Here is a 24,421-nt window from a genome sequence, read left to right as displayed (position 1 = left end):
AGGTGTGAGCCGGGTGCCGGACGGGTAGCCCCATTCGTCCCGGTGCGTGCGGTACGGGGGGTACAGACGGTTTGGAGGGGCATATGGCGCCCGGAAAGGCCGACTTGACGAGGGGTCACCGACTCAGTCCGTCAGGAAGAGGTCACCGTCGAGGGGGATCTGGGGCAGGCGGTTGTTGCTCACCACCGCGAGCCGGTGGCCGTGTTCGGTGGGCTGCCATTGACCGCCGGCGAGCGGCAGCAGGGCGATGCCGGGGGCGGGCCCGGTGGTGAAGTCCAGATCGCCGGCGACGGTGGACAGTTTGGTGCGGCCGAGGGCCTCGGCCACGGCACGCCGGTCGGTGGGGTCCGCCGCGGTGCCGAGGGCGTGCGTGGCGACCTCCAGCAGGGCGTGGGCCAGGCCGAGAGGCTGGAGCCAGGCGCGGCCGGTCGCCGACCGGTAGGCGTCGGCGAGCTGGGCGGCGGTGCTGCCGTCGAGGGAGGAGCGGTAGGGGTGCCGGGGTGTCCAGTAGACCAGTGTGGCCACTTGCTCGGAGGGGCCGGAGGGGCTCGGCGGCCCGGAGTGGGGTGCCGGGGGCACGGCGCGGGGCGCCGTGGCCGCCCGGCGGGTATCGGGTGGGTAGGCGAGCCATCGGGAGCAGGTGACCAGCCGGGGCCTTAGCCCGGCGGTGTGCGCCTGGCGGAGGAAGAGCGTGAGGTCGGCGCCGGTGGCGGCGCTGGTGACGATGTCCGTCCCCGCCTCGTGGAACCGCCGGACGTGCTCCGCGAAGCCGCCGCCCGGTTCGGCGTAGCCGCCGGGGTCGACCAGGGTGTGGCCGCGGGCGTGCGCGGCGGGCGCGAAGCCGTGCCGGGGGTGGCGCAGCAGCCGTCCCTGCCGGCCGTCGTTCCACAGGCAGCCGACGGTCCGCGCGGTTCCGGCGTGTTCCCACATGTCGGCGAAGACGTCCGCGATGTCGTCCAGCCCCCACGCGAAGTGGTACGTCCAGCCGGGTGCCCGGCCCCGGTCGCCGCCCTGGGTGAGGACGTACGCCTGCCAGGGGAAGGTGGTGGACAGGCAGGGCACCCCGATGTCCCGGCAGGCGGTGGCCACGGCCGGCAGCACCTGGGTGCCGGCCATGGTCACCACGATGCGGGCCCCGTCCCGCGCGACGAGTTCGGCGACCGCCCGGCGGGCCCGGCCGGGCTCGGAGCGGCTGTCGCGCACGGCGAGCCGCAGGGGGTACGCGCGGCCGTCGTGGGTGAGGCGGGTGAGGCGTGGGGCGAGGTGCTCCAGGACGAAGGCGAGGGGGTGCCCCAGGCTCCCGAGCCGCCCGGTGAGCGGCACCACGGCCCCGACGCACAGCTCCTTCCCGTCCCGCGGTCCACCCGCCCCGGTGCGCGGTCCGTCCTTCTCGCGCGGTCCACCCATGGGCGTCAACCTCCCGGTGCCGTAACCTTTTTGCGGCCAGGGTCCTCCATGCGGAGGCCGTCGCGGCGGGCGCCGGGCGAGACCTTGCTCGTACGAGTGACGGGGCCGGGAGCCGTGGGGCGGGTGGTCACCGAGGGCCGTCCCGGAGGGCCGGGTTCAGTGGCGTACGGTCCAGTGGTCGTTGGCGCCCGCCTGGAGGAAGCGCAGGGGCGGGCAGAGGAAGTCGCGGCCGTCCGGGCGGGCGTCGGTCCAGGGCGAGTCGGCCGGCCGGGCGGGCCGCCAGACGCCCTTGCCGCGCAGCTGGACGGCGCTGCTGTCGAAGACGGTGTCGCGTGCCTCGGTGCAGTAATAGCCCGTGCCCGTCGCGGGGTTGACGCTCGCGTAGACCTCGAACATGTCCCAGCCGTGGTCGAGCTCGCTGAGGTCCTTGCCGGACTGGCGGAAGAGGAGCTCCCAGGCGGCGGTGCGATGGTTGAAGAGGTAGGCCGACCAGCGGTTGGCGGCGGGGTCGTCCTGGACCAGCTGCACGCTGTACGCGGGGCGGCCCGTGGCGGTGGTGGTGTAGGCGGCGAGGAACGCCTGGTCCACGGTGAGGACCTTGGCGGGGCCGCCGGGGCTGGAGCACCAGTCCCAGGCCCAGATCTCGGTGCCGGTGTTCCAGTAGGCGGTGACCACTTCCATGCAGGACCGCCCGCCCTTGGTGGTGGGCGCGTAGGTGAAGTTGTCGGCGTCGGTGACGTGGTAGCCGGGGTCGACGCTGTGGGTGGCCGTCACGCCGTCGTGGGTGCCGGGCTGCGGGAAGACGCCCCACCAGTTGTGGGTGAGACCGGCCGCCGCCGACGTGCCGGTGGTCAGCCGCGGGTGGTGGGTGAAGGGGGCCGCGCCGTCCGCCGTCCGCGCCTGTGCCCGGCGTCCTTCGGCGAAGGTGCGGACGGCCCGGTCGCGGCCGGCCGACGGCCGGCGGGCGGGGTCGCGCGCGAGGGTGACGGTGCCTCGGTGCGGGGCGTCGGGGGAGGGTCCGGCGGATGCGGCGGCCGGGGTGGGTGCCGGCGTCCCGGCCGCGGTGGGGGCGGCGGTGAGCGCGGTGACGGTGAGTGTGGCGCAGGCGGTGAGCAGGGCGGCGGCCAGGCGGTTGCGGCGTCTGTTCATGGGGGGCTCCTCCGGTGCCGGATTCCAGCGCCGAAAATGTCCATGACAACTCTTGAGAAGTCAAGAAGCACGGACCGCCACGGAAGGCACGGGGGTCACGAGGGGGACGACGCGCACGCGCCCCGGGCCGCCGCACGCTCGTGACGCGCGGCCACCCGGGGCGCGGGTGGAGAGGCGGGGGCGCCGGGTCAGCCGGCGGTCGCGTACACCCGGGACGCGAACTCGGCGATCTGCTCGTCGGTGAGGTTCTTCGCGAGGTCCGCTTCCGTGATCATGCCGCACAGGCGGTGCCCGTTCCGGACGTCGATCACCGGCAGGCGCTTGATCTGGTGCCGCTCCATGGTCTCCAGGGCCTCGGTCGCGTCGGCCTCGGCGTCCACCCAGTGCAGCGCCCCGGCCAGCTCGCCCGCCCGCACCTCGGAAGCCTTACGGTCCTCGGCCACGCACCGTACGACGATGTCGCGGTCGGTGATGACGCCCTTGAGGCGCTTGTCGTCCCCGCAGATGGGCAGGCAGCCGACCTTGAGGTCGCGCATCATCCGCGAGGCGTCCAGCAGTGACTCGTGCTCGCCCACGCACTGCACGCCCTTGGTGGACATGATGTCGCGGGCCATGAGCTTCTTCCTCGTAGCCATGATCGCTCCAGTCTTCCGTCGCACGGGATCCCCGGTCCTTCCTCCATCGCAACACGGATGGAGCAGCCCCGCCACGCGCGTTCCGCACCGTGCCCGGGCGGGGCGTCCGCTCGGGCCGGCGGGTCACGGAGCACCCGGAGATCACCGTGACGGCCGGGGACCCCCCTCCGCGTACGAGCGGACAATCGGTCTCGCGAAGGCCCTCATCACTCTTTCGTGGCTACCGGCGGCGGCCGCCGATTTCTCGCGGCGGGCAGGGAAGGCTCCTCGTGACAGCCGGTGACAACACGGAGGGCGCGCATGGGCCGTTCGGCGGTCGGGAGCGGACGCGAGGTGGCGATCACAGGGGCAGGCCGCCGCCTCCCCGGCGGCTTCGGCTCCCGCACGGCCACCGAGCCGGTCGTCACCCCCCGGCGCGAACTCGCCCGTGAACTCACCCGCGAGGTCCCCGTGATGGACGCCGTCGACGATCCCGCCGACCGCTTCCCGACCCCGCCCGGCGCCCGCACCGGCGGCCCATGACCCTCATGGACCCCGAGCGACCCGCGCCCCGCGACGCCCCGCCGGACGGCGGAACCCGGTGGCCACGCACGGCCTCCACCGTCCTCTGCCTGGGATTCTTCGTCCTGGGCGTGGACGTGACCGTCCTCAACGTCGCCGTCCCCGCCCTCCAGCGCGACCTGGACGCCACCCTGGCCCAGGTCCAGTGGATCGCCCTCGGCTACGCCCTCGCCCTCGGCACCGCCGTCCTCCCGGCCGGGGCCGTGACCGACCGGATCGGCCGGCGGCGCTCCTTCGTCGCCGGCCTCGCCGTCTGCGGGGCGGCCTCCGCCCTCGGCGCCCTCGCCCGGCACCCCGGGCAACTGATCGCCGCACGCTGCGGCATGGGCCTCGGCGCCGCCCTGCTGCTGCCCGCGGCGCTCTCCCTCGTCGGCGACCTCCACCCCGCCGCCGCGTCCCGGCGCCGGGCGATCGCCGCCGGGGCCGCCGCCGGGGCCTTCGGCGGTCTGACCGGGCCGGTCATCGGGGGCTTCCTGGTCGAGGAGTTCTCCTGGCGCGCCGGTCTCTGGGCCAACGTCCCGCTGACGGCCGCCGCCCTCGCCCTCGCGCCCGCCCTGGTCCCCGGACCCCGCGCCGCCCCCGGCGCGGCGCGCGCCGACGTCGGCGGACTCGCCCTGTCCGCCACCGGGTTCCTCGCCCTCGTCTGGGCGGTCGTCGAGAGCCCCGGCCGGGGGTGGACCGACCCGGCCGTGCTGACCGGTTACGGCGCCGCGGCCGTCCTGCTGATCTGCTTCGTCGGTTGGGAGCGGCGGAGCCGGCACCCCATGCTCCCGCTGTCCCCGCTGCGGGACGTCCGGGTGGGCACGGGCGCGGCGTGCCTGGCCCTGATGTCCCTGGCCCTGTTCGGCGCGCTGTTCGTCCTGACCCTCTATCTGCAAGGGGTGCAGGGATGTTCGCCCTGGCAGGCGGGGGTGCGCGTGCTGCCGCTGCCCGCCGCCCTGGCCGTGGGCGCGGGCGCCGCGCTGCCGCTCCTCGCCCGCTTCGGCGAGCGCCTCCCCGTGGTCCTCGGCCTCACCCTCGTCACCTGCGCCTTCGCCGTCCAGGCCGGCACCCGCCCCGGGTCCGGCTACGGCCGGGTCGTCACCTTCGAGCTCGTCGCGGGCCTCGGCGCGGGGCTGGTCGCCCGCGCGGCCGCCGAGGCCGTCATGGGCGCGGTCCCCCGCGAGCGGGCCGGCCTCGGCTCGGCCGTCAACGACGCCACGCGTCAGCTGGGGGCGGCGCTGGGCGTGGCGGTGCAGGGGTCGGTGCTGTCGGCGGTCTACACGTCGCGGCTGGGCGAGGGGGACGGCGGCGTGGTGCCATTGCCCGTCGCGGGAGCGTCCGGGGGGCCGCCGGCCGTCGCGCGGGAGGCGTTCGTGGCCGCGGTGACCACGACGGCGGTGACCGCCGCGGTCGTCTCCCTGGCGGCGACCACGGCGGCCTGGTACTGGCTGCCGGCGGGGGCGCCGGACGCCGCGGACTGAGCGCGCGGCCCGCCGGCCGGTGGTCGGCGGTCAGTCCCCGGACGGGCTGAGCTGGTGGCGCTCCAACGCGTCCCGGTACGCCCGCGCCGCCGGTGAACGGTACGCCGCCGCGACCCGCAGCAGCCCGTTGATCTCCTCCGCCAGATCGTCCGCCCCGGCGCCCGTCAGGTCCGCCGCCTGGGCCCGTGGCTCCTCGCCCGCGCGCCGGGCGTGGAGGGCGGCCGTCAGCCAGCAGGCCGTCACATGCGCCTCGACGAGCTGTTCGGGCACCGCGTGCTCGCGGACGTGGCGGCGTACGACGCCGAGCGTGGCGGGCGGGACGTAGTCGCGCAGCACGATCATCGCGTCCCGGATCTCGATCACCCGGCGGTACAGCAGGAGTTGCAGCGGGACGGCCACCGTGCCGAGCCGGTTGCCCGGCCGGAGCACGACGTCGGGCGTGGCCGCCGTCAGGTCCTGCCAGAGGGGGTCGAGACCGCGGTACGACCTGCGGTCCGCGAGGTGGGCCCTGAGCCGCGCCGCCGCCGGCAGGGCGACGCCGAGCGCCATGAACGCCGCCTCCACGCCCGTCACCGGGGAGAACAGCGGGGCGAACACCGAGGAACGCGTGTGCAGATAGAAGAGCTTGAGGACCCAGAGCAGCGACGCCAGCAGTATGCCCGTCCCGAACAGCCGCAGCCCGTAGCGCAGCAGCCGGGGCGTGCCCGTCCTGCCGTAGCCCCAGCAGACGAAACCGCAGGTCGTGTCCGCCGCGAGGTGGAAGGCGAAGAAGACCCACCAATAGGTGTCCGGCACACCGGGGATGTCGGGCGAGGGGGCGATCCGGTTACGGGCGTGGGCGGGCGCCCCCAGGTCCAGCAGGACCAGGGCCGCCATCACGGCCGCGGCGGCGCCGAAGAGCACGCCCCCGTGCCGCCGCCTGCCCGCGGCCCCGAGGATGAACCACAGCACCGCCGCGGCGTCGACGATGCTGAACAGGTGCTTGGTCAGGTCGATCCAGTGCGGCCCCGGCACGATCCGGCCCAGGACGGCGGTGACCGGCTCCAGGTGCAGCGACATCGCGAGCGCGATCATCACCACCGCGAACCACAGCGGCCGTTGCTCGCGGTGGCGCACCCCCTGCGGCGCCCGGACGACGGCCGCCGCCCACAGCGCGGCGATCCCCGCGTCCTCTAGCCAGGTGAACACGAGGCCCCCGCCGGCCGGGCCCGCCGCAGCCCCATCGCGGACTCCAGGCCGCCGAGCATCCCCGGCAGCGGCCCCGGCCCCGGCACCCGCCCGGCGGCCTCCAGGAGCAGGGTCGCGATCATCTCGGCCTCCCGCTCCTGCTCGTCCCCGTAGCGGACGCGAGGCAGGGCGGTCCGGACCGACCGCGGGTCGGCGAGGTCGAGGTGCCGCTCAGGCCGGACGTCCTCGGCCACCGACCGGTGGCCGCAGACCAGATGCCCGATCTCGTGGACGATGATGTGCTCCTGGTGCAGGGGGCTGGTCCGCGCGTCGTAGAGGATGACGTCCTCCCGCTCCGCCGACAGCAGGAGCCCCGACGGGGTGCCGGGGACGGTCGGCGTGGGCAGCGCGAGCAGCCGCAGCGGCCGGTCGCGGCGCTCCGCGAGGCGGGCGCACAACGTGTGTACGGAGAAAGGATCCGGCACGGGGAGCGAACCGATGACCTTCCGGCACCGGCGGCGCAGGTTCCGCCAGCGCACCCCCGTCGCGTCCGCACGGGGCACGGGCGTGGGCGGGCACCTCACCAGGAAGCCGTAGGCGGTCATCGGACCGCCCCGGAGACGTCGATCGGCAGCATCACGAGCCCCCTTGTACTCGGCCTGAGGCGATGTGATCGTAGATCGTTCCGCCCGGTCCGGCTAGGGTGCCCGACGCCCCGTGCGGCCACCTTCCTGAGTGCCTGTCACCCCCTATGCGGGGTTGGTGACGGTGGTGACCGTGTGGGTGCGAGGATTCGTGTTCTGTCTGTGATTGGGAGGGTTTTTTATGTCACGTGTGGATGCCGGCATGGGTGCGGGCGCGGGGGCGGGTACGGGGCTGCTCGCGGGGAAGACGGTGCTGGTGTCGGGGGCGTCGAGCGGCATCGGCGCCGCGTCGGCCAGGGTCTTCGCACGGGAGGGCGCCCGTGTGGTGCTGGCCGCGCGCCGGGAGGAGCGGCTGGCCGCGCTGGCCGGCGAGGTGCGCGAGGCCGGCGGCGAGGCGGAGTACGTGGTGACGGATGTGTCCCGGGGCGACGACGCGCGGCGCGCGGTCGACTTCGCGGTGGACCGCTTCGGCCGGCTGGACGCCGCGTTCAACAACGCGGGGATCGGCTGGGACCAGATGCCGCTGCACCTGATGGACGACTCGGCCTATGACGCGATCATGGACACGAACGTCCGTGGCGTATGGAACCTGATGCGGTACGAACTCGCCGCCATGCTGGAGAACGGCGGGGGATCCATCGTCAACAACAGCAGCGTCGGGGGCTTCCAGGCGATCCCGGCCGCCGCCCCCTACGTGGCGTCGAAGCACGCCGTGCTGGGTCTGACGAAGGCCGCCGCCGCCGAGTACGCCTCGAAGGGCGTCCGGGTGAACGCCGTGGCGCCGGGGACGACGCGCAGCGAGATCATCGAGGGCTGGTTCGAACGGAACCCGCACCTGGAGAAGGAGCTGCACAAGGCGACGCCGCAGGGGCGCACGGCCGAGCCGGAGGAGATAGCGGAGGCCGCGGCCTGGCTGTGCAGTGACCGGTCGTCCTTCGTGACCGGGGTGACGCTGCCGGTGGACGGCGGGTACACGACGGTCTGACCCCGGTGACCGCCGTCGCCCTTGGAACGGAGCAGTCCGCTCCAGGGCGACGGCGCCCCCGGGCCGCTAAGGCTTCACCGAGTCCGTCCCCGCCCGCTCCTTCCGCCACAGCCCCCGGGTGAAGTCCGGGATCTCCTGCGGCACCCCCTTCGCCTTGATGGAGGCGGTGCTCAGCGGGACGGGCGCGGTCCAGGTGGCCGCGTCGTACACGTCGAAGTCGGGCACCAGGCCGAGCCGCATGCACTGCACCAGCCGGAACAGCATGATGTAGTCCATCCCGCCGTGCCCGCCGGGTGGGTTCGCGTGGTCCTTCCACAGCCAGTGGTCCCACTTCGCGTACTTCTCGAAGTCCCCCCACTCGTCGTTCGACATGTCCGGCTCCAGATAGATCCGGGCCGGGTAGTCCTCGAAGACGCCCTTCGTGCCGCCCAGGATGTTCACCCGGCTGTAGGGGTGGGGGTTGGAGACCGCGTGCTCCAGCCGGATCACCCGGCCCTTCGCCGTCTGGACGAGGCTGATCGACATGTCGCTCTCGATGTACGTCTCCTTCCAGCTGGGGTCGCCCGCCGGCATGTGCTGCGCGCGGTACGCGGCCAGCCCGAGGGCGGGGGAGCCGAAGGTGGTGATCCGTACGGCGCGGTCACCGCGGTTGACGTCCAGGTAGTTGGCGGCCGGGCCGAAGCCGTGGTTGGGGTAGAGGTCGCCCTTGAGCCGGGTGTGCCAGAGCCGCCGCCACGGGCCCGTGTAGTACGTGGGGGAGAACATCAGGCCGCGCAGATCGTGGATGTAGGCCCCCGCCGCGTGCAGCAGGTCCCCGAACAGGCCCTCGTGGGCCATGCGCAGCACCCGCATCTCATTCCTGCCGTAACAGCAGTTCTCCAGCTGGATGCAGTGCCGCCGGTTGCGCTCCGACAGGTCGACCAGCCGCCACAGCTGGTCCAGCTCCATGGCGATCGGGCATTCGACGCCGACGTGCTTGCCGTGCGTCAGCGCCGCCTCGGCCATCGGGAAGTGCCACTCCCAGGGCGTCGCGACATAGACGAAGTCCACGTCGCCGCGCCCGCACAGCTGCTCGTAGTCGTCCTCGCCGTTGGTGTAGAGCGCCGGTGCGGGCTGCCCCGCCGCCTTGACCTTGGCGGCGTTCTTCTCGGCTCGCTCCCTGATCTTGTCGCACAGCGCGACGATCCGGACCCCGGGGAGGGAGAGGAAGAGCTCGGTCATGTAGTCGCCCCGGTTGCCCAGGCCGACGATGCCGATCCGGAGCGTGTCCCGCCGCTCGAACGGCACACCGATCATGGTCTTGCCCTGCCGCGCCGGCCAGGCCGCCTCGTCCGCCGCCGGCCGCGCCGCACCACCGGTCGCGGCGTTCGCCGCCCCCGGCCCGCCGAGCCCCAGCCCGAGCCCGGCCCCGGCGGCTCCCGCCGTCCACAGCACGGAGCGGCGGCTGATCCCGGAATCCTCACGCTGGTCCTGCGGAGCTGACTCGTGCATCAATCCTCCAAGGGAGCTGATGATGAGCTGCGCGTGCGTGAACCTCGGCAAGGACCTTTACGGGTGGGGCACACGGAGCGCAAGAGGCAGGAAGAAGACTTCCGGGCTCGCGTGGACGCGAAACCCCGGGTGGTACGTGTGCAAGGGGGTGCGGGCACGGAAAAGGTCCGCGCCCCCGGAGGAGGGCGCGGACGTCGGAAAGGTGGTCTAGCGGCGGTCCCGTGAGGGCGGCACCACGCACCTCGGGGGGCATCTGCGGGCTTCGGCGCGGTCGCGCCGGAGCGCCGCCCAGGCCGGCGGCCCTCCTCACGGTGGACGGCGTCCTTCCAGGATCCGTCGGGGGAGGTCCCGGGCGCATGGGGCAGCGGTCTCGTTCCGGCCCCGGATCCGCTCGTCCCGTGCGCCCGGGGCGCGGCCGGCGGGCCGCCGTCAGGGGTGGAACGGACCGGTGACGGTCGTCCGGAAGACGAGCTCGCCGGCCTGGTGGCCGGAGACCTCGACCGCGAGGGTGCCGGCGCCCCGGGTGGTGCGGGCGGTGAGGTGGCAGGGCTGGTCGAACTCGACGTAGCGGTCGAACGTGGTCCGTGTGTCGGCCGGCAGAAAGGTGTGCGGAGCGGTGATGAGGGTGGCGATCTGCTGGGCGGCCTCGATGAGGGCGAGCCCGGGTACGTGGTCGACCGGGTGGTCGTAGAGGGCGGTGTCCGAGAAGTCGGTGCGCAGGACCCAGCGGTCCGGCCGGTCCGTGGCGCCGACGGCGATCTGGTGCGGACCGGTGCGGCCGAGGACGGAGGGGTCCACCGGTACGGGCGCGGGGAGCGGCGGCTGGACGTCGACGGCGCGGGCGTAGGCGCCCCGCAGCCGGCGGTAGACGGCGGGCGGGATCCATTCGAAGGCGGTGTCGGCGGTGCCGACGGCCCGGCCCGCGCTGGTGACGGTCATCCGGAGGCGGACCCCGGTCGGCCGGCCGCCGCGGTGGCCGGTCTCCTCGGCGGTCACGTCGATGTCCAGCGCCGTGGGGCGGTCCGGGGAGCCCGGCCAGGCGGGGTCGATCGCGAAGTCGAAGGTGCGGAGCAGTGTGGCGTGGGCGAGCGGCGCGCCGTATTCCGCGTGGGCGAGGAGCAGCGCCGCCTGGCGTATGGTCTGGGCGACGACGATGCCGTCGTGATGTGTGCCGTGGCCGGGACGGGGGACGCTGGTCCCCGCGGGCCACGCGGCGGTGACGGCGAAGCGGTGGGCGCCGAGGCGCTGCCTGCCGGTGCAGAGGACGGCGTCGTCGTGGCAGAGGTGGACCAGCTCCTTGGCGACCCCGAGGTGCACGGGGAAGAGGACGCGGTCGGAGACGGGGAGGACGCCGGAGTCGTGGCCGGAGACATGGGGGGTGCGGTCGGTGACGGAGGTGCCGGTGCGGTGGGTCAGGCCGGGGTTGGGGCTGAGGAGTGCGTAGGACACGGAGTTATCCCCTTTGAGACAAGCGGTACCTGGGCCACCGGTCGTCGTGCCGACCGGTGATAAGATACGTACTATCCGGTTTGGTTTTCAATCGGTTGATGGAGAGACGAACGGCGGCCCGCCCGCGCTGGTGGCCGGGGCGGTGTGCCCAGTGACAGCGACACAGGAGGTGTCCCGGTGGCGAAGCAGGCACGGGCGATCCAGACCCGCCGCATGATTCTGGAAGCGGCCGGCGCCGTCTTCGACGAGTTCGGGTACGAGTCGGCGACGATCGCCGAGATCCTCGCGCGGGCCGGTGTGACCAAGGGCGCGTTGTACTTCCACTTCGCGTCCAAGGAGGAGCTGGCCCGCGGCGTGCTGGGCGAGGCGCTGACCACGGAGGGCGTCCTGCCGCAGGAGTCCAGGCTCCAGGAGTGGGTGGACATCGGGATGGTGCTGGCCCACCGGCTGCCCAAGGAGCCCCTGCTGAGCGCGTCGATCAGACTGTCCGCGGACCGCAAGGCCCGGGACCTGTTCGGCACTTCCTGGGAAGGCTGGATCGACTTCATCGCGGCACAGCTCGCCGCGGCCAAGGACCAGGGGGAGTTGCTGCCGCACGTCGACGTCCGGCAGGGCGCGAACCTGTTCGTCGGCGCGTGGACGGGCATCGAGATCGTCTCCACCGCGCTGGAGGACGGCGAGAGCCTGGAGTCGAAGATCGCCGGCCTCTACGACTACTTCCTGCCGGCGATCGCCGTGCCCGGCGCGCTGCGCGGCCTGGACACCGCTCCCGACCGGGGTGCCCGGGTCTGGGAGGTCTACCGGACGCGGCAGGCCGAGGAGCCGGGCGAAGCGACGGCGGTCATGGGCGGGAAGTAGCCGGATCCGCCCCCGGCGGCCGTCGTCCCCCCTGCCCGCGCCCCCGGCGGGCCGGCGCCGCGTTCCGCGCCGCCGGTTCCGCCGGTCTTCCGTGCCGTCTTCCGTTCCGTGTGCCATCCGCCCCCCTCCCGCTCCGCCCCGGCCCGCCCCCGTGCCCCGCGCGTCCCCCGGGCGGTACGCCGCCCGGAGCCCCGTCAGGGGTGGGGCTGCGGACGGACGGCCAGCGGTACGTGGATGTTGACGCGCGTTCCCTCGCCGGGCGCGGTCTCCAGGGTCAACCGGCCGCCGATGTCCTCGATCCGCTCGGTCATCGAGCGCAGCCCCTGCCCCCGCCGGCCGTCGGTGGCCGTGAGGTCGAAGCCCGTTCCGTGGTCCTCGACGCGGGCGTGCGCCCAGCGGCGGGTGACGCGGGTGGTGACCTCGATCCGGCCGGGCCCGGCGTGCGTAAGGCTGTTGGCCAGGCATTCGCGCAGGGCCAGGAAGAGCTCCCGGCGGGAGGCGTCCGAGACGAGCCCCTCGTCCCCGGTGCTGGTGACCGTCACCTCGGTGTGCGCGGGCGCCGCCTCGGCGGCGAACTCCCGCAGGGCCTCCGCCAGCGGCGGCAGCGACGTCTGTTCCCGGAGGTCACCGGCGAGGGTACGGCTGTGGCCCAGGGCCTCGCGCACCAGACGGCGCGCCTGCGCCAGATCGCGCCGGGCCCCTTCGCTCCCGTCCGGGGCCTCGGCCGGTGCCGCGTGGGCGGTCCCGGCCGGTGCCTCGCCGGCGGTGCGCGGTTCGAGGTGGCGCAGGGCCCGGGAGAGCGGCGCCGCGAGCTGATCGTGCAACTCGCGGGCGAGGCGGCGCCGTTCGCGCCAGAGCTGTTCCGCCTCCGCGGCGGGGTACGGGCGGGCGGCGCCCGTACCGTCCGCCGCGCCCAGGACGCGTATCACCTGGGAGGCGCGGCGCGCCGCGAGCGCGCTGTCGCCGTGGGCGCCCTCGCGGGCCTCCCGCAGGGCGCACTCCAGCAGTACGGCCCAGGCCGCCTCGGCCGTCGGGCCCTCCTCCCGGGCTTCCCCCGGCCCGGTCGGCCCGTCCCCCGCCGACCGCCAGGAGGCCGGCGGCCGCGAGCCCGCCAGGGTGAGGCGCGCCCAGTCCAGCAGCGCGGTCCGCAGACCGGGCCGGGCGGCCGGCGAGCCGCCCAGGGCCGTCGGCAGGGCCACCGTGAAGCGGCGCAGGACGGCTTCGGCGTCCACGCCCTCGGCGTCCGTCTCCCCGGCCCCGGCCTTCGCCAGGGTGAGGGCCGGGCGCCGCTGGGCGGGAATCCTCGCCGCGCCGCCGAGGTGCCGCGCGGTGTGCGCGGGCTCCCGGGTGACCGGCAGCGACCTGCTGAGCCCGTCCCGTAGTGCCGCCATGAAGCCTTCCCCCACCATGGCTTCGAGCAGTCCGGCCCCCGACTGACCTGCGGGTCGGATAAAGGTGTCCACGATTCCCCCTCGTGAATGTGCCCGAACCCGGCTACGGGAGCCGGGTCTTCCAGGACGCGAGCGCACGCCTGCCGGAAGGTTTCGCCAACCGGGCGGTGTGCCCGGTGCGACGCTCTCCGACGCCTCGGACGTTAACAAACCGGCCAGCCTGTTTGTCAAGGGTGGTCGACGTCCCGGCGGCACACCGGGATGTGCTACCGGGAGAAGCGTGCCCGTTTTTGGGCATTGACGGAAACCGGTGCGTCGGTTTTGCTTGGGCGTGCCACCGCGCGGGGCCCGGCCGGTGGGCCGGGCGTACGCGGGAACCGGCCAGCTTGCATCCCGTGCGGAACATGACGGGGCCCCAGGGTCACGGGTCCGAATTCCCGTGGCCCTGGGGCCGTTGTGCGGATCTCGCGCGCGGTGCCGCCCGCGCCCCTCGGGGCGCCGCGGGTGCGCGGCCGCCCCTCCCTCTCGTGCGCGCCTCGGCGCACGCCACCCCCGGAAAGAGGAAGGGGCCGGCGGATCAGGTGGTCGTGGGCAGCGCTAGGCGCGCGCCGGACTCCGGCGCGCCCCCGTCCCCGGCGGCCTCGGTGACCGCCTCGGTGCCGGCGGCCTGGAGGCGCGCGAGCGCCTCGGACGTGGCCAGGGAAGGCAGCAGCGCCTGCCACAGGCCGGTGACGGTGGGCCGGGAGAGCCAGGCGCGGTCGTGCCGGGCGAGGGCCTCGAAGCCGGTGGTGGCTCCCACGATCGTCGCCGTCATGTCCTCCTGGGCGGCTCCCGGCAGGAGCGTTCCTTCGTCGGCGGCCTGCCGCAGGGCGCGGCGCACACAGACGGCCCACTGCCCGCGCAGATCGGACTCGGGCGTCTGCGGGGTGCGGCCGTTGAGCCGGAAGCCCGCCCGCACCACGATGTCCCAGCGCAGCTGCTGGGCGAAGAGGTGGGAGGCGTCGATGAGGGACTGCAGGGCGCCCGTGCTCCGGCGGTGCACGGTCCGCGCGACCGCGTGCAGCGTACGGGCGGCCTCCGCTTCGACGGCCGCGGCCATGGCCGCCTTGGTGTCGAAGTGGAAGTGCAGCGCGCCCGAACTCACGCCCGCTCCCGCGCTGATGCCCGACAGCTTCGCCCGGGTGTACCCGTGCTGGTCGAACGCCTGGGCCGCGGAGCGGATCAGCGCGTGCCGGGTGTTGATGGCCCTTTCCTGTTTGGTCACCGGGGGCTCCTGCTGCAGCTCATGACAACGATGGCGGGCCGCGCGAGGGCGGTGGCCCGCGGCCCACGCGTCCGGCGTGGGGCGAGGTGTGAGGGGTGGCACAACATCATGGAAACATGAAACCAACTAACTGGTTTTATTTCTAGTTGTGCGGGCCGACGAAAACGACTGTGTGTGGAGCGCGTGTCGCGTACGGTGCCTGTCTCCGGTGTCCGGCGCCCCCTGTGGTGGCGCCTTCGTGACGTGCGGTGACGTGGTCGTACGGGCGTCGCGACCGGACCGCTCCGGGGTCACCGACCCCCGCTGTGAGCGCTGTTGAGAGTGTCTGAAATACCTCTTGTGTGTCCGGAGGGCGCGGAAACTCAAAGCTTTGACAAACCGACAAGCCGGTTTGTAATCTCAGGTTGAACGGTCGACTCGCGGCCCAGCGCCGCGCGGACGTGCAGGAGCAGCGGATGAACCAGCAAGCCAGCAGCCTTCTCGACCCCCACATACGCGCCTCAAGAGTGCCCAGGCCGCGGACGGCGTCCCCGGCCGCGCCCGCGCCCCTCCCGCAACCCCGGCCAGGGGACGCGCTCCGGGTGCTGGTCATCGAGAGCGACGTCCGGGCGGCCGAGTCCCTCACCCAGGGGCTCCGCCGGCACGGCTACGAGACCGAGACGGTCGGCACCGGGAGCAAGGCCCTCCAGGTCTATCGCGGCGCGGACCTCGTCCTCCTCGACCTGGAACTGCCCGACCTGGACGGGCTGGAGGTCTGCCGGGCGATCAGGCTCGCCAGCGACATCCCGCTGATCGCTGTCACGGCCCGCGCCAGCGAGCTCGACCGGGTCCTGGGCCTCCAGGCGGGCGCGGACGACTACGTCGTCAAGCCCTACGGCTTCCGCGAGCTGATGGCCCGTATCGAGGCGGTCATGCGCCGGGTGCGCCCGGAGGCCCCGGCCGCCCAGGTCATCACCAGCGGCCCGCTGACGATCGACGCCGGCACCCGCGAGATCCGCCTGGACGGGCGGCCCGTCGAGGTGACCCGCAAGGAGTTCGACCTGCTCCACCTGCTCGCCTCCCGGCCCGAGAAGGTCGTCTCGCGCAAGCAGCTGATGACCCAGGTCTGGGACGACTCCTGGTCGCGGCCCGGCCGCACCATCGACACCCACGTCAGCAGCCTGCGCGGAAAGCTCGGCTCCGCCAGCTGGATCATCACCGTCCGCGGTGTCGGATTCCGTTTCGGTCACGCCTGACAGGACGCTCACGACGGCCGGGCCGTCACACCCGGAATCGCGCGTTGACGCGATTCTGACGAAGTTTCACCAAGGTCTGATGGGGGATACCTTGACGTTTCGTTTCGCGCTGAAGAAGCTTTTCGTACCACCACGAATTCCACGACCGCGGCCGCCGTCCGCCGGTGACCGGCAGGATTTTCCGCCGGTATCCCGCCCCGCACACCAGGGCGGCCCGCGCCACCGCGCCTAGGACCGCGATCGCCGCACCGGGCCGCCGCCATCGACATGTGCGCCGCCGGCCCGTACCCGGAATTCTCCGACAAACCTCCGCGAGGCGAAACTTCCATGAACGCCACCACCGCCACGGCCTCCGCCGCAACCGAAGAGGCCACCGCCGAAGAGACCCCCGCCACCCCGCTCACGGGCCCGCTGGTGCTGTCCGCCCCCGGCGAGCAGGAGCTGCGGGACCGCGCCGGGCGGCTGCGCGAGCAGCTCCTGCGCACCGGCGACGCGCCCGCCCCGGACGCCCCGGACGCGCACCGCGCCGTCGTCCTCGCCACCGACGCGGCCGAGGCCGTCCGCGCCCTGGACGCCCTGATCGAGGGCGCCCCCGCCGCCGGCACCGTCACCGGGAGCGCGGGCGAAGGCCGCCTGGCCTACCTCTTCACCGGCCAGGGCGCCCAGCGCCCCGGCATGGGCGCCGAGCTCCACCGCGCCTTCCCCGTCTACGCGGCCGCCTTCGACGAGGTCTGCGCCGCCCTCGACGCGCACCTTCCGCACCCGCTGCGCGAGGTCATCGACGACCCGGACCCGGCCCGCCTGGCCCGCACCGAGTACACCCAGCCCGCCACCTTCGCCGTCGAGGTGGCCCTCTTCCGGCTGCTGGAGAGCTTCGGGCTCCGCCCCGGCGTGCTGACCGGGCACTCCATCGGCGAGATCGCCGCCGCGCACGCCGCCGGCGTGCTGACCCTGGCCGACGCCGCCCGCCTGGTGGCCGGCCGCGGCCGGCTGATGCAGGCCCTGCCCGAGGGCGGCGTCATGGTCGCCGTCCTCGCCGCCGAGGCGGACGTCCTCCCGCTGCTCGAAGGCCGCACCGCGACCGTGGGCATCGCCGCCGTCAACGGACCCAACTCCGTCGTCCTGGCCGGCGAGCGGGCCGCCGTCGAGGAGATCGCCGCCCTGCTCAAGGCCGAGGGCCGCAAGACCCGCGCGCTGCCCGTCAGCCACGCCTTCCACTCGCCGCTGATGGAAGACGTCCTGGCCCCCTTCCACGCCCTGATCGAGGACACCGCCTTCGGCGAGCCCACGATCCCGCTGGTCTCCACCCTGACCGGCCGCCCGGTGGGCGACGAGATCCGCACCCCCGGCTACTGGGTACGGCACGTCCGCGGCGCCGTCCGCTTCGCGGACGCCGTGCGCACACTGGAGGACCAGGGCGTGACCACCTTCGTGGAGATCGGCCCCGACGCGCCCCTGACGGGGCTCGCGAAGTCCTGCCTGGCCGCCCCCGAGGAGGCCGCCCTGGTCCCCACCCTGCGCCGCGCCCGCTCCGAGGTGCGTACGCTCACGGCCGCCCTGGCCCAGGCGCACGTCCGCGGCACGGACGTCGACTGGCAGGCGTTCCGGGACGGCGGAGCCGGCCTCGCGCGGAGTTGACGCGCGCCGGTGGAAATTCACCAAAGCCTGAACCGCAACATCTTGATCCGTGGGGTCCCGGGCGAGGAACCTTTATGTCAGCGTCCCCCAAGTGCCTCTTGAGCACCGACCCCATATCCGAATCAAATCCCCGTATTCGTTGTGCCTGTGCCCACCGACGGATCACCTCTGGAGAAGAGAAACATCGTGCGTAAGGTGCTCATCGCCAACCGAGGCGAAATCGCTGTCCGCGTCGCTCGTGCGTGCCGGGACGCCGGGATCGGAAGTGTGGCGGTCTACGCCGATCCGGATCGTGACGCGTTGCATGTCCGTGCGGCCGACGAGGCGTACGCGCTGGGCGGTGACACCCCGGCGACGAGTTACCTGGATGTGGCCAAGGTCCTCGCCGCGGCCGCGGAGTCGGGTGCGGACGCTGTTCACCCGGGTTACGGATTCCTGTCGGAGAACGCTGATTTCGCGCAGGCGGTCCTGGACGCGGGGCTGACGTGGATCGGTCCGCCGCCGCAGGCGATCCGGGATCTGGGTGACAAGGTGGCGGCCCGTCATATCGCGCAGCGCGCGGGTGCCCCTTTGGTGGCCGGTACGCCGGATCCGGTGTCGGGTGCGGAGGAGGTCGTGGCCTTCGCGGAGGAGCATGGTCTGCCGATCGCGATCAAGGCCGCGTTCGGTGGTGGCGGGCGTGGTCTGAAGGTCGCCCGCACGCTTCAGGAGGTGCCTGAGCTCTACGATTCCGCGGTGCGTGAGGCGGTGGCCGCGTTCGGGCGTGGTGAGTGCTTCGTCGAGCGTTATCTGGACCGTCCCCGGCATGTGGAGACGCAGTGCCTGGCGGACAAGCACGGCAATGTGGTGGTGGTCTCCACGCGTGACTGCTCGCTGCAGCGCCGGCACCAGAAGCTGGTCGAGGAGGCTCCGGCGCCGTTCTTGTCGGCGGAGCAGAACGCGGAGCTCTACCGTGCCTCGAAGGCCATTTTGAAGGAGGCCGGGTACGAGGGTGCGGGGACGTGTGAGTTCCTGGTGGGCCAGGACGGGACGATCTCGTTCCTGGAGGTCAACACCCGTCTGCAGGTCGAGCACCCGGTGACGGAGGAGGTCACGGGTATCGATCTGGTGCGGGAGATGTTCCGTATCGCTGATGGTGAGGAGCTCGGTTACGGTGACCCGGCGGTGCGGGGGCACTCGTTCGAGTTCCGTATCAATGGTGAGGACCCGGGCCGTAACTTCCTGCCCGCTCCGGGCACGGTGACGCGTTTCGATGCTCCGTCGGGTCCGGGTGTGCGGCTGGACGCGGGGGTGGAGTCGGGTTCGGTGATCGGCCCGGCGTGGGACTCGCTGCTGGCGAAGCTGATCGTGACCGGTGCCAGCCGTGAGCAGGCGCTGCAGCGTGCGGCGCGTGCGCTGGGTGAGTTCACGGTCGAGGGTATGGCTACCGCGATCCCCTTCCACCGTGCGGTCGTGACCGAGGAGGCGTTCGTCTCCGATCCGTTCAGGGTTCACACGCGGTGGATCGAGACGGAGTTCGAGAACACGATCCCCGCGTTCGCGGGTGCGGTCGTGGAGGACGAGGAGGAGGCCCCGGGCCGGGAGACGGTCGTGGTGGAGGTGGGTGGCAAGCGGCTGGAGGTGTCGCTGCCGTCCTCGCTGGGCATGACGATCGCCCGGACGGCTGCTGCGGGTGGGGCGAAGCCGAAGCGTCGTGCGGCGAAGAAGGCGGGTTCGGCGGCGTCGGGTGACGCGCTGGCCTCGCCGATGCAGGGCACGATCGTGAAGGTCGCGGTCGAGGAGGGCCAGGAGGTCGCCGAGGGCGATCTGATCGTGGTCCTGGAAGCGATGAAGATGGAGCAGCCGCTGAACGCGCACCGCGCGGGCACGGTCAAGGGCATCACCGCCGAGGTCGGTGCCTCCGTCTCCTCCGGCGCCGTCATCTGCGAGATCAAGGACTGAACGGCCGTGTCCGTCCCCACACTCCCGGCCCCCACGGCCACGGCGCCGCCCGGCCCGTACGCGCCGCCGGTCGCGCCCTCCCCGGCGGACACGGTGCACGGCACGGTCGAGCGGTGGGCGGCCGCCTTCCCGCACCGCACCGCGGTCCGCGCCCATGACGCCACCCTGACCTACGCGGCGCTCGACCAGCGGGCCAACCACCTGGCGCACCGCCTGCGCGCCCTCGGCGTCCGGGAGGGCGACACGGTCGCGGTGTGCCTCGAACCCTCCGCCCGGCAGGTCACCGCGCTGCTGGCGGTCCTCAAGGCCGGCGGCGCCTACCTCGCCCTCGGCCCCGGGGAGCACCCCCGGGGCGGTGACCGCGCGGCGCTGCTCCACAACACCGGCGCCCGCGCCGTCATCACCCAGGAGCTGTTCGCCGGGGAGTGGAACGAACGGATCCATACCCTCCTCGTGGGCCCGTCCACGCTGCCCGCCCCGCGCGGGGCCGTGCCGCCGGCGACCGAGGTCCCGGCGCACGGACCGGCCTACGTTCTGCCCGTCACCGGTCCCGCCTCCGCGCCCTGGGGGGTGTGCGTGCCGCACAGGGCGCTCACCGCCCTGGCCGAGGACGCCCGCTTCCTGCCCGTACGCCCCGGCGACGTCGCCCTCAGCGCGTACGGGCCGGACGGCGGGTCGGCGCTGGGCCTGTGGGCGCCGCTGATGGCCGGTGCGCAGCTGCTCGTCGCCCCCCGGGGGCTCGGGCCGCGCGAACTGGCCACGCTGATACGGGAGGAGAGGGTCACGGTGGCGCGCCTGGGCGCGCCGGCCTTCCGTGAGATGGCGAAGGAGGGGCTCGTGGCGCTCAAGGGGCTGCGGTGTCTGGTGGTGACGACGGCTTCGCTGTCGAGTGAGGAATTGAGTGCGGTGCGGCGGGAGTTGCCGAAGGTTTCGCTGGTGGAGACGGTGACGCTCTGACGTCGTGGTTCCAGTCCGCCCCGGTGTCCCTTGTCCAGGGGCCGGGGCGGATTCTTTTTCCCCACCCCGCCCTTTCCCGGATCGGGGGCTGACGCCCCCGCCCCCCTTCCGCGCTTCGCGCGGTGGCCTCAAAGGCCGGCCGGGCTGACATTCAGCCCGGCCGGCCTTTGAGGTCCTGCGTCCGGGGCGCTGCCCCGGTCCGCGCGGGTTCAGCCCGCCTTGGCCGTCCCCGCGCGCGCATCCAGCGTCTCCTGGACATCCGCCTCGTGGTAGTACGTACGGCCCGACCGGCTCAGCCTCCGCCAGTCCCGCTCGCTCGCGTAGCGGTAGACGCTGCCCGGCGCGATGCCCCACAGCCGGGCGATGTCCCCGGCGCTCAGCCAGCGGACCCGCGCGGCCCCCTCGCCCCGCCGGGCCGCCGCGATGCGGCGGCCGAGCCCGAGCCACTGGCTGCCGGGCCACTGGTGCGCGGGGTCGGTGTCACAGGTGATGGCGGTGGGGCTGGTGTCCCCGGGGCGGAGCGTCGCCGTCAGGCTCCCCGGGCAGCCCGCCTCCACACAGGGGCCGACCGCGACCCGGCGGGTCGTACCGGGTTCGATCACATGACGCGCGCGCCGCACCGCCTTGGCGACCTCCCGGGAGAGGGCGTCGGCCGCCGGGTGGCCGGTCAGCCAGCCGGCGTGCAGCAGCAGGAAGCGCGTCAGCGCCGCCGGCTCGCGCGGCGGGCCGGTGCGCAGCCGCCGCTCGTCCGCCACCAGCCCCGACCAGGAGCCCAGCACGCCCAGGATCGCCGAACGGGCATCGGAAGCCGCCGCGTTGAAGGGCATGCCGGGCAGCGGGCCGCCCGAGACCTTCTCCTGGGAGCGCTCCGAGCCGCCGAGCAGCCGGCCGCACTCCTCGTACAGCCCCGGCAGCCCGGCCAGCTCCCGCACCAGGCGGGCCCGGCAGACCTCGCACAGCACCGACCCGGCCGTGACGGGCCGGGCCGCGGGCTCGCCGGTCTCCGTGGCACCGCGCCGGGCGCAGCCCGCGCCCCGGCACGGCGCGCCGATCGGTTCCCGATTCATGTTCATCTTTGTTTCCCCCATGGTTCGTTTCCGCCCGCCCTTGCCCTTCGGAAAAGGAAATGGCGGTACCGGCGAAACATAATTACGCCGGGTCGTACGGGCAAGGAAGAAGGGGCCGCTTTGTATGGACCTGATGGAATTTTCGCTTCCTTGACAGAGCTTCACACACACCTGAACATCAGGCCCTTGACGGGCGGGGGTCCGGGCGAAGAAGCTGTTGTCCAGTATCCGCAGAGCTGTCGGAAAGCCGGGCCGCAGGGCCCCAATCACCCTTCAGCTACGGATACTTGGCCGCCACCGAACTGCCGGTGCGGATCTTGCAAGGCTCTGACATTTCCTCACCAAAACCTGGATCAAGGCACCTTGACTCCGGACGGGGAAAGCGAAGAAGCTCTTTACCAGCGTCACCGAACTGTTTGCGCGGCCGGTTGCACCGGCCTTCGGGCGCTGCTTTTCATCCGGCCGCCGACGCGGCCCCCTCGAAGGAATATTCACACCCAAGGAGAGGTCCATGGACGCTGCCGTGATAATCGCGGGCGCCGGTCCGGCCGGGCTTATGCTCGCCGGTGAACTGCGGCTCGCGGGAGTGGAGGTCATCGTCCTGGAGAAGCTCCCGAAGCGCACGGGGGAGTCCCGTGGACTGGGCTTCACCGCCCGCACCATGGAGATCTTCGACCAGCGCGGGCTGCTCTCCCGCTTCGGTGACATCGAGACCAGCAACCAGGGCCACTTCGGCGGCCTGCCGGTCGACTTCGCGGTGCTGGAAGGCGCGCAGCAGGCGGCCAAGTCCATCCCGCAGTCGCACACCGAGACCGTGCTGGAGGAGTGGGTCACCGAGCTGGGCACCGACCTGCGGCGCAGCCACGAGGTGCTCTCCTTCACCGACGAGGGCGACCACGTCGCCGTCGAGGTCCGCGGCCCCGAGGGCGTCCACACCCTCACCGCCCGCTACCTGATCGGCTGTGACGGCGGCCGCAGCCTCATCCGCAAGGCGGCCGGCTTCGACTTCCCCGGCACCGCGGCCACCCTGGAGATGTTCCTCGCCGACATCCGCGGCGTCGACCTCGAACCGCGCATGATCGGCGAGACCCTGCCCGGCGGCATGGTGATGGTCGGCCCGCTGCCCGGCGGCACCACCCGCATCATCGTCTGCGAGCGCGGCACCCCGCCGCAGCGGCGCACCACGCCGCCCTCCTTCGAGGAGGTCGCCGCCGCCTGGAAGCGCCTGACCGGCACCGACATCTCGCACGGCACGGCGGAGTGGGTCTCCTCCTTCGGCGACGCGACCCGCCAGGTCACCGAGTACCGCCGCGGCCGGGTCATCCTGGCCGGCGACGCCGCGCACATCCACCTGCCCGCCGGCGGCCAGGGCATGAACACCAGCATCCAGGACGCGGTCAACCTCGGCTGGAAGCTCGCCGCCGTCGTCAGCGGCCGGTCCCCGGAGTCCCTGCTCGACACGTACCACGACGAGCGCCACCCGGTGGGTCAGCGGCTGCTGATGAACACCCGCGCCCAGGGCCTGCTCTTCCTCTCCGGCCCGGAGGTCCAGCCGCTGCGCGACGTGCTCAACGAGCTCATCGCCTACGAGCCGGTCAGCCGCCACCTGGCCGGCATGGTCAGCGGCCTGGAGATCAGCTACCACGTCGGCCGCGGCGACCACCCCCTCCTGGGCAAGCGCATGCCGCGCCTGGAGCTGGTCACCCCCGACCGCAAGACGTCCAGCACCGAGCTCCTGCACGCCGGCCGCGGCCTGCTGCTCGACCTGGAGGACAACGCCACGCTGCGCGCCCGCGCCGCGGGCTTCTCCGACCGCATCGACATCGTCACCGCCGCCCCGCACGGCGTGCCGGCCGGGCACCCGCTGGAGGGCACCGCCGCCGTCCTGGTGCGCCCCGACGGCTACGTCGCCTGGGCCGCGCCGGGCAGCCACCACGACCTGCCCATGGCTCTGGAGCGCTGGTTCGGCGCGGCCCGCGTCTGACGCGTCCGTAACCCGAGCACCCGCCCCGCACCCCCGGAGACCGCCATGACGCCCACCCCCGACGCGACCCCCGACGCGCCCGCCGCCGTACCCACGGCAGCGGAGCGGCAGGCCGTCGCACGGGCAGCCCGCGCCCTCCTCGCCCGCCAGGGCTGGCAGCGCACCACGGCCGAGGCGATCGCCGCGTCCGCCGGGGTGAGCCGGGACGAGGTCCGCGCCTGGGCCGGGGACACCGGGCAACTGCTGCTCTCCGTCCTGCTGGACTCCTCGGCCTCCGTCGCCGCCCACCTGGCCGACGTGGCCGTCGCCCGGCCCGGCCCGGGGGAGTCGGTCGACCTGGGCACCGAGCTCACCGACCTCGCCCACGCCTGGCTGTCCGCCCTGGACGCCTTCCCCGAGCACTTCGCGATCGTCCGGCACCTCGCCGCGGAGATCACCGAACTGCCCTCGGGCGTGGCCGAGAAATGGCAGACGGCGGGCCCCCGCCAGGCACATTCCGACCTCGCCCACCGCCTGCGGGCGGTGGCCGACTCCGGCCTGCTGGACATCGACGACGCCGACCGGGCCGCCGTCCGCTTCGTCCAGCTGACCACCCTCGCGGTGGTCCAGGCGTCCTTCCACGGCGCCCTGCCACTGGCCGAGGAGCACACCGCCGTGCTCGTCGCCCAGGGCGTCGAGGACTTCCTGCGGCTCTACCGCACCGGCCGCTGACCGGCCGGCCCCGACTTCTTCTTCCCGAAACCGCTTCCCGAAGAGAGAGAACCACCATGCACAGCACCCTGATCGTGGCCCGTATGGACCCCGGCCACAGCGTCGACGTAGCCAAGCTCTTCGGTGACTTCGACGCCACCGAGATGCCGCACCGCATGGGCACCAGGCGCCGCCAGCTGTTCTCCTACCGCGGTCTGTACTTCCACCTCCAGGACTTCGACACGGACAACGGCGGCGAGCTCATCGAGGAGGCCAAGTCCGACCCGCGCTTCGTCGGGATCAGCGAGGACCTCAAGCCGTTCATCACGGCCTACGACCCGGCGACCTGGCGGTCGCCGAAGGACGCCATGGCCACCCGCTTCTACGACTGGACGGCCGGCAAGTGAAGCCGACCGACCACCCGACGTACGACACGAGGGGAGGC

The 24,421-nt window shown here is 73.4% G+C and carries 21 protein-coding genes; 11 read left to right on the top strand and 10 right to left on the bottom strand.

Annotation, left to right across the window (positions count from 1 at the left end; translation table 11 throughout):
- Window positions 1-123: 123 nt before the first annotated feature.
- The 3 genes from AF335_RS19850 to AF335_RS19840 form a co-directional block, all read right to left on the bottom strand.
- Window positions 124-1,407, bottom strand: coding sequence for an ABC transporter substrate-binding protein (locus AF335_RS19850; RefSeq protein WP_102919777.1), 1,284 nt, complete (start codon window positions 1,405-1,407; stop codon window positions 124-126).
- A gap of 156 nt (window positions 1,408-1,563) precedes the next feature.
- A complete protein-coding gene (locus tag AF335_RS19845; RefSeq protein WP_102919776.1) occupies window positions 1,564-2,556 on the bottom strand; it encodes a carbohydrate-binding protein in 993 nt (330 codons plus the stop codon).
- Between the two features lie 188 nt (window positions 2,557-2,744).
- On the bottom strand, window positions 2,745-3,191 hold the full coding sequence (locus AF335_RS19840; protein WP_102919775.1) for a CBS domain-containing protein: 447 nt from the start codon (window positions 3,189-3,191) through the stop codon (window positions 2,745-2,747).
- A 300-nt stretch (window positions 3,192-3,491) separates the two neighbouring features.
- Here AF335_RS19840 and AF335_RS19835 point away from each other — a divergent pair, with 300 nt between their 5' ends.
- Together AF335_RS19835 and AF335_RS19830 are read left to right on the top strand one after the other, a co-directional pair.
- Window positions 3,492-3,713 carry a hypothetical protein gene (locus AF335_RS19835; RefSeq protein ID WP_102919774.1) on the top strand — a complete coding sequence of 74 codons (222 nt, stop codon included), beginning with the start codon at window positions 3,492-3,494 and terminating at the stop codon, window positions 3,711-3,713.
- Complete coding sequence (locus AF335_RS19830; protein WP_228773502.1) at window positions 3,710-5,215, top strand: MFS transporter; 1,506 nt, start codon at window positions 3,710-3,712, stop codon at window positions 5,213-5,215. Before AF335_RS19835 ends, AF335_RS19830 begins: the two co-directional genes overlap by 4 nt.
- A gap of 30 nt (window positions 5,216-5,245) precedes the next feature.
- Here AF335_RS19830 and AF335_RS19825 read toward each other — a convergent pair whose 3' ends face one another.
- A complete protein-coding gene (locus AF335_RS19825; protein WP_102919772.1) occupies window positions 5,246-6,403 on the bottom strand; it encodes an MAB_1171c family putative transporter in 1,158 nt (385 codons plus the stop codon).
- Complete coding sequence (locus AF335_RS19820) at window positions 6,388-6,987, bottom strand: M48 family metalloprotease (RefSeq protein WP_102919771.1); 600 nt, start codon at window positions 6,985-6,987, stop codon at window positions 6,388-6,390. Before AF335_RS19820 ends, AF335_RS19825 begins: the two co-directional genes overlap by 16 nt.
- A 220-nt stretch (window positions 6,988-7,207) precedes the next feature.
- On the opposite strand from AF335_RS19820, the gene AF335_RS19815 reads away from it, so the two are divergent.
- A complete protein-coding gene (locus AF335_RS19815; protein ID WP_228773503.1) occupies window positions 7,208-8,011 on the top strand; it encodes an SDR family NAD(P)-dependent oxidoreductase in 804 nt (267 codons plus the stop codon).
- Between the two features lie 66 nt (window positions 8,012-8,077).
- On the opposite strand, the gene AF335_RS19810 is transcribed toward AF335_RS19815, so the two are convergent.
- Together AF335_RS19810 and AF335_RS19805 are read right to left on the bottom strand one after the other, a co-directional pair.
- Window positions 8,078-9,502: a Gfo/Idh/MocA family protein gene (locus AF335_RS19810; RefSeq protein ID WP_102919769.1), complete on the bottom strand. Its 1,425-nt coding sequence runs from the start codon at window positions 9,500-9,502 to the stop codon at window positions 8,078-8,080.
- Between the two features lie 429 nt (window positions 9,503-9,931).
- Window positions 9,932-10,951 carry a ScbA/BarX family gamma-butyrolactone biosynthesis protein gene (locus AF335_RS19805; RefSeq protein ID WP_102919768.1) on the bottom strand — a complete coding sequence of 340 codons (1,020 nt, stop codon included), beginning with the start codon at window positions 10,949-10,951 and terminating at the stop codon, window positions 9,932-9,934.
- Between the two features lie 177 nt (window positions 10,952-11,128).
- Here AF335_RS19805 and AF335_RS19800 point away from each other — a divergent pair, with 177 nt between their 5' ends.
- Complete coding sequence (locus tag AF335_RS19800) at window positions 11,129-11,809, top strand: ScbR family autoregulator-binding transcription factor (RefSeq protein WP_102919767.1); 681 nt, start codon at window positions 11,129-11,131, stop codon at window positions 11,807-11,809.
- A 194-nt stretch (window positions 11,810-12,003) separates the two neighbouring features.
- On the opposite strand, the gene AF335_RS19795 is transcribed toward AF335_RS19800, so the two are convergent.
- Entirely contained in the window at window positions 12,004-13,272 is a 1,269-nt protein-coding gene (locus AF335_RS19795) for an ATP-binding protein (RefSeq protein ID WP_146045575.1), read from the bottom strand.
- Between the two features lie 505 nt (window positions 13,273-13,777).
- Window positions 13,778-14,464 (bottom strand): ScbR family autoregulator-binding transcription factor, encoded by a 687-nt coding sequence (locus tag AF335_RS19790; RefSeq protein WP_102919765.1) that lies wholly within the window; start codon window positions 14,462-14,464, stop codon window positions 13,778-13,780.
- 455 nt (window positions 14,465-14,919) lie between these two features.
- Between AF335_RS19790 and AF335_RS19785 the strand changes: the two genes are divergently transcribed.
- The 4 genes from AF335_RS19785 to AF335_RS19770 all read left to right on the top strand — a co-directional run bounded on the left by AF335_RS19785 (window position 14,920) and on the right by AF335_RS19770 (window position 20,235).
- On the top strand, window positions 14,920-15,699 hold the full coding sequence (locus AF335_RS19785) for a response regulator transcription factor (protein WP_102919764.1): 780 nt from the start codon (window positions 14,920-14,922) through the stop codon (window positions 15,697-15,699).
- A 327-nt stretch (window positions 15,700-16,026) separates the two neighbouring features.
- Window positions 16,027-17,337, top strand: coding sequence for an acyltransferase domain-containing protein (locus tag AF335_RS19780; protein ID WP_170127757.1), 1,311 nt, complete (start codon window positions 16,027-16,029; stop codon window positions 17,335-17,337).
- A 186-nt stretch (window positions 17,338-17,523) separates the two neighbouring features.
- A complete protein-coding gene (locus AF335_RS19775; RefSeq protein WP_102919762.1) occupies window positions 17,524-19,278 on the top strand; it encodes an acetyl/propionyl/methylcrotonyl-CoA carboxylase subunit alpha in 1,755 nt (584 codons plus the stop codon).
- Window positions 19,279-19,284: 6 nt separating this feature from the next.
- Window positions 19,285-20,235, top strand: coding sequence for an AMP-binding protein (locus tag AF335_RS19770; protein ID WP_102919761.1), 951 nt, complete (start codon window positions 19,285-19,287; stop codon window positions 20,233-20,235).
- 209 nt (window positions 20,236-20,444) lie between these two features.
- Here AF335_RS19770 and AF335_RS35810 read toward each other — a convergent pair whose 3' ends face one another.
- Window positions 20,445-21,302: a helix-turn-helix domain-containing protein gene (locus AF335_RS35810; RefSeq protein WP_221505294.1), complete on the bottom strand. Its 858-nt coding sequence runs from the start codon at window positions 21,300-21,302 to the stop codon at window positions 20,445-20,447.
- A 511-nt stretch (window positions 21,303-21,813) separates the two neighbouring features.
- Between AF335_RS35810 and AF335_RS19760 the strand changes: the two genes are divergently transcribed.
- The 3 genes from AF335_RS19760 to AF335_RS19750 are packed head-to-tail and all read left to right on the top strand — an operon-like array spanning window position 21,814 to window position 24,383.
- On the top strand, window positions 21,814-23,286 hold the full coding sequence (locus tag AF335_RS19760) for an FAD-dependent monooxygenase (RefSeq protein WP_102919760.1): 1,473 nt from the start codon (window positions 21,814-21,816) through the stop codon (window positions 23,284-23,286).
- A gap of 45 nt (window positions 23,287-23,331) precedes the next feature.
- A complete protein-coding gene (locus tag AF335_RS19755; protein ID WP_102919759.1) occupies window positions 23,332-23,997 on the top strand; it encodes a TetR/AcrR family transcriptional regulator C-terminal domain-containing protein in 666 nt (221 codons plus the stop codon).
- Window positions 23,998-24,053: 56 nt separating this feature from the next.
- A complete protein-coding gene (locus AF335_RS19750) occupies window positions 24,054-24,383 on the top strand; it encodes a TcmI family type II polyketide cyclase (RefSeq protein ID WP_102919758.1) in 330 nt (109 codons plus the stop codon).
- Window positions 24,384-24,421 lie beyond the last annotated feature (38 nt).

This window comes from Streptomyces eurocidicus, assembly GCF_002891295.1.
In the GTDB taxonomy this organism is placed as follows: Bacteria; Actinomycetota; Actinomycetes; order Streptomycetales; family Streptomycetaceae; genus Streptomyces; species Streptomyces eurocidicus.
This window is presented reverse-complemented; position numbering and strand designations above follow the sequence as displayed.

Coding starts and splice junctions, on each gene's coding strand:
- AF335_RS19750 (WP_102919758.1), top strand. CDS start 24,054: ATGCACAGCACCCTGATCGTGGCCCGTATGGACCCCGGCCACAGCGTC.
- AF335_RS19820 (WP_102919771.1), bottom strand. CDS start 6,987: ATGACCGCCTACGGCTTCCTGGTGAGGTGCCCGCCCACGCCCGTGCCC.
- AF335_RS19835 (WP_102919774.1), top strand. CDS start 3,492: ATGGGCCGTTCGGCGGTCGGGAGCGGACGCGAGGTGGCGATCACAGGG.
- AF335_RS19850 (WP_102919777.1), bottom strand. CDS start 1,407: ATGGGTGGACCGCGCGAGAAGGACGGACCGCGCACCGGGGCGGGTGGA.
- AF335_RS19815 (WP_228773503.1), top strand. CDS start 7,208: ATGTCACGTGTGGATGCCGGCATGGGTGCGGGCGCGGGGGCGGGTACG.
- AF335_RS19840 (WP_102919775.1), bottom strand. CDS start 3,191: ATGGCTACGAGGAAGAAGCTCATGGCCCGCGACATCATGTCCACCAAG.
- AF335_RS19755 (WP_102919759.1), top strand. CDS start 23,332: ATGACGCCCACCCCCGACGCGACCCCCGACGCGCCCGCCGCCGTACCC.
- AF335_RS19845 (WP_102919776.1), bottom strand. CDS start 2,556: ATGAACAGACGCCGCAACCGCCTGGCCGCCGCCCTGCTCACCGCCTGC.
- AF335_RS19780 (WP_170127757.1), top strand. CDS start 16,027: ATGAACGCCACCACCGCCACGGCCTCCGCCGCAACCGAAGAGGCCACC.
- AF335_RS19830 (WP_228773502.1), top strand. CDS start 3,710: ATGACCCTCATGGACCCCGAGCGACCCGCGCCCCGCGACGCCCCGCCG.
- AF335_RS35810 (WP_221505294.1), bottom strand. CDS start 21,302: ATGAATCGGGAACCGATCGGCGCGCCGTGCCGGGGCGCGGGCTGCGCC.
- AF335_RS19760 (WP_102919760.1), top strand. CDS start 21,814: ATGGACGCTGCCGTGATAATCGCGGGCGCCGGTCCGGCCGGGCTTATG.
- AF335_RS19810 (WP_102919769.1), bottom strand. CDS start 9,502: ATGCACGAGTCAGCTCCGCAGGACCAGCGTGAGGATTCCGGGATCAGC.
- AF335_RS19785 (WP_102919764.1), top strand. CDS start 14,920: ATGAACCAGCAAGCCAGCAGCCTTCTCGACCCCCACATACGCGCCTCA.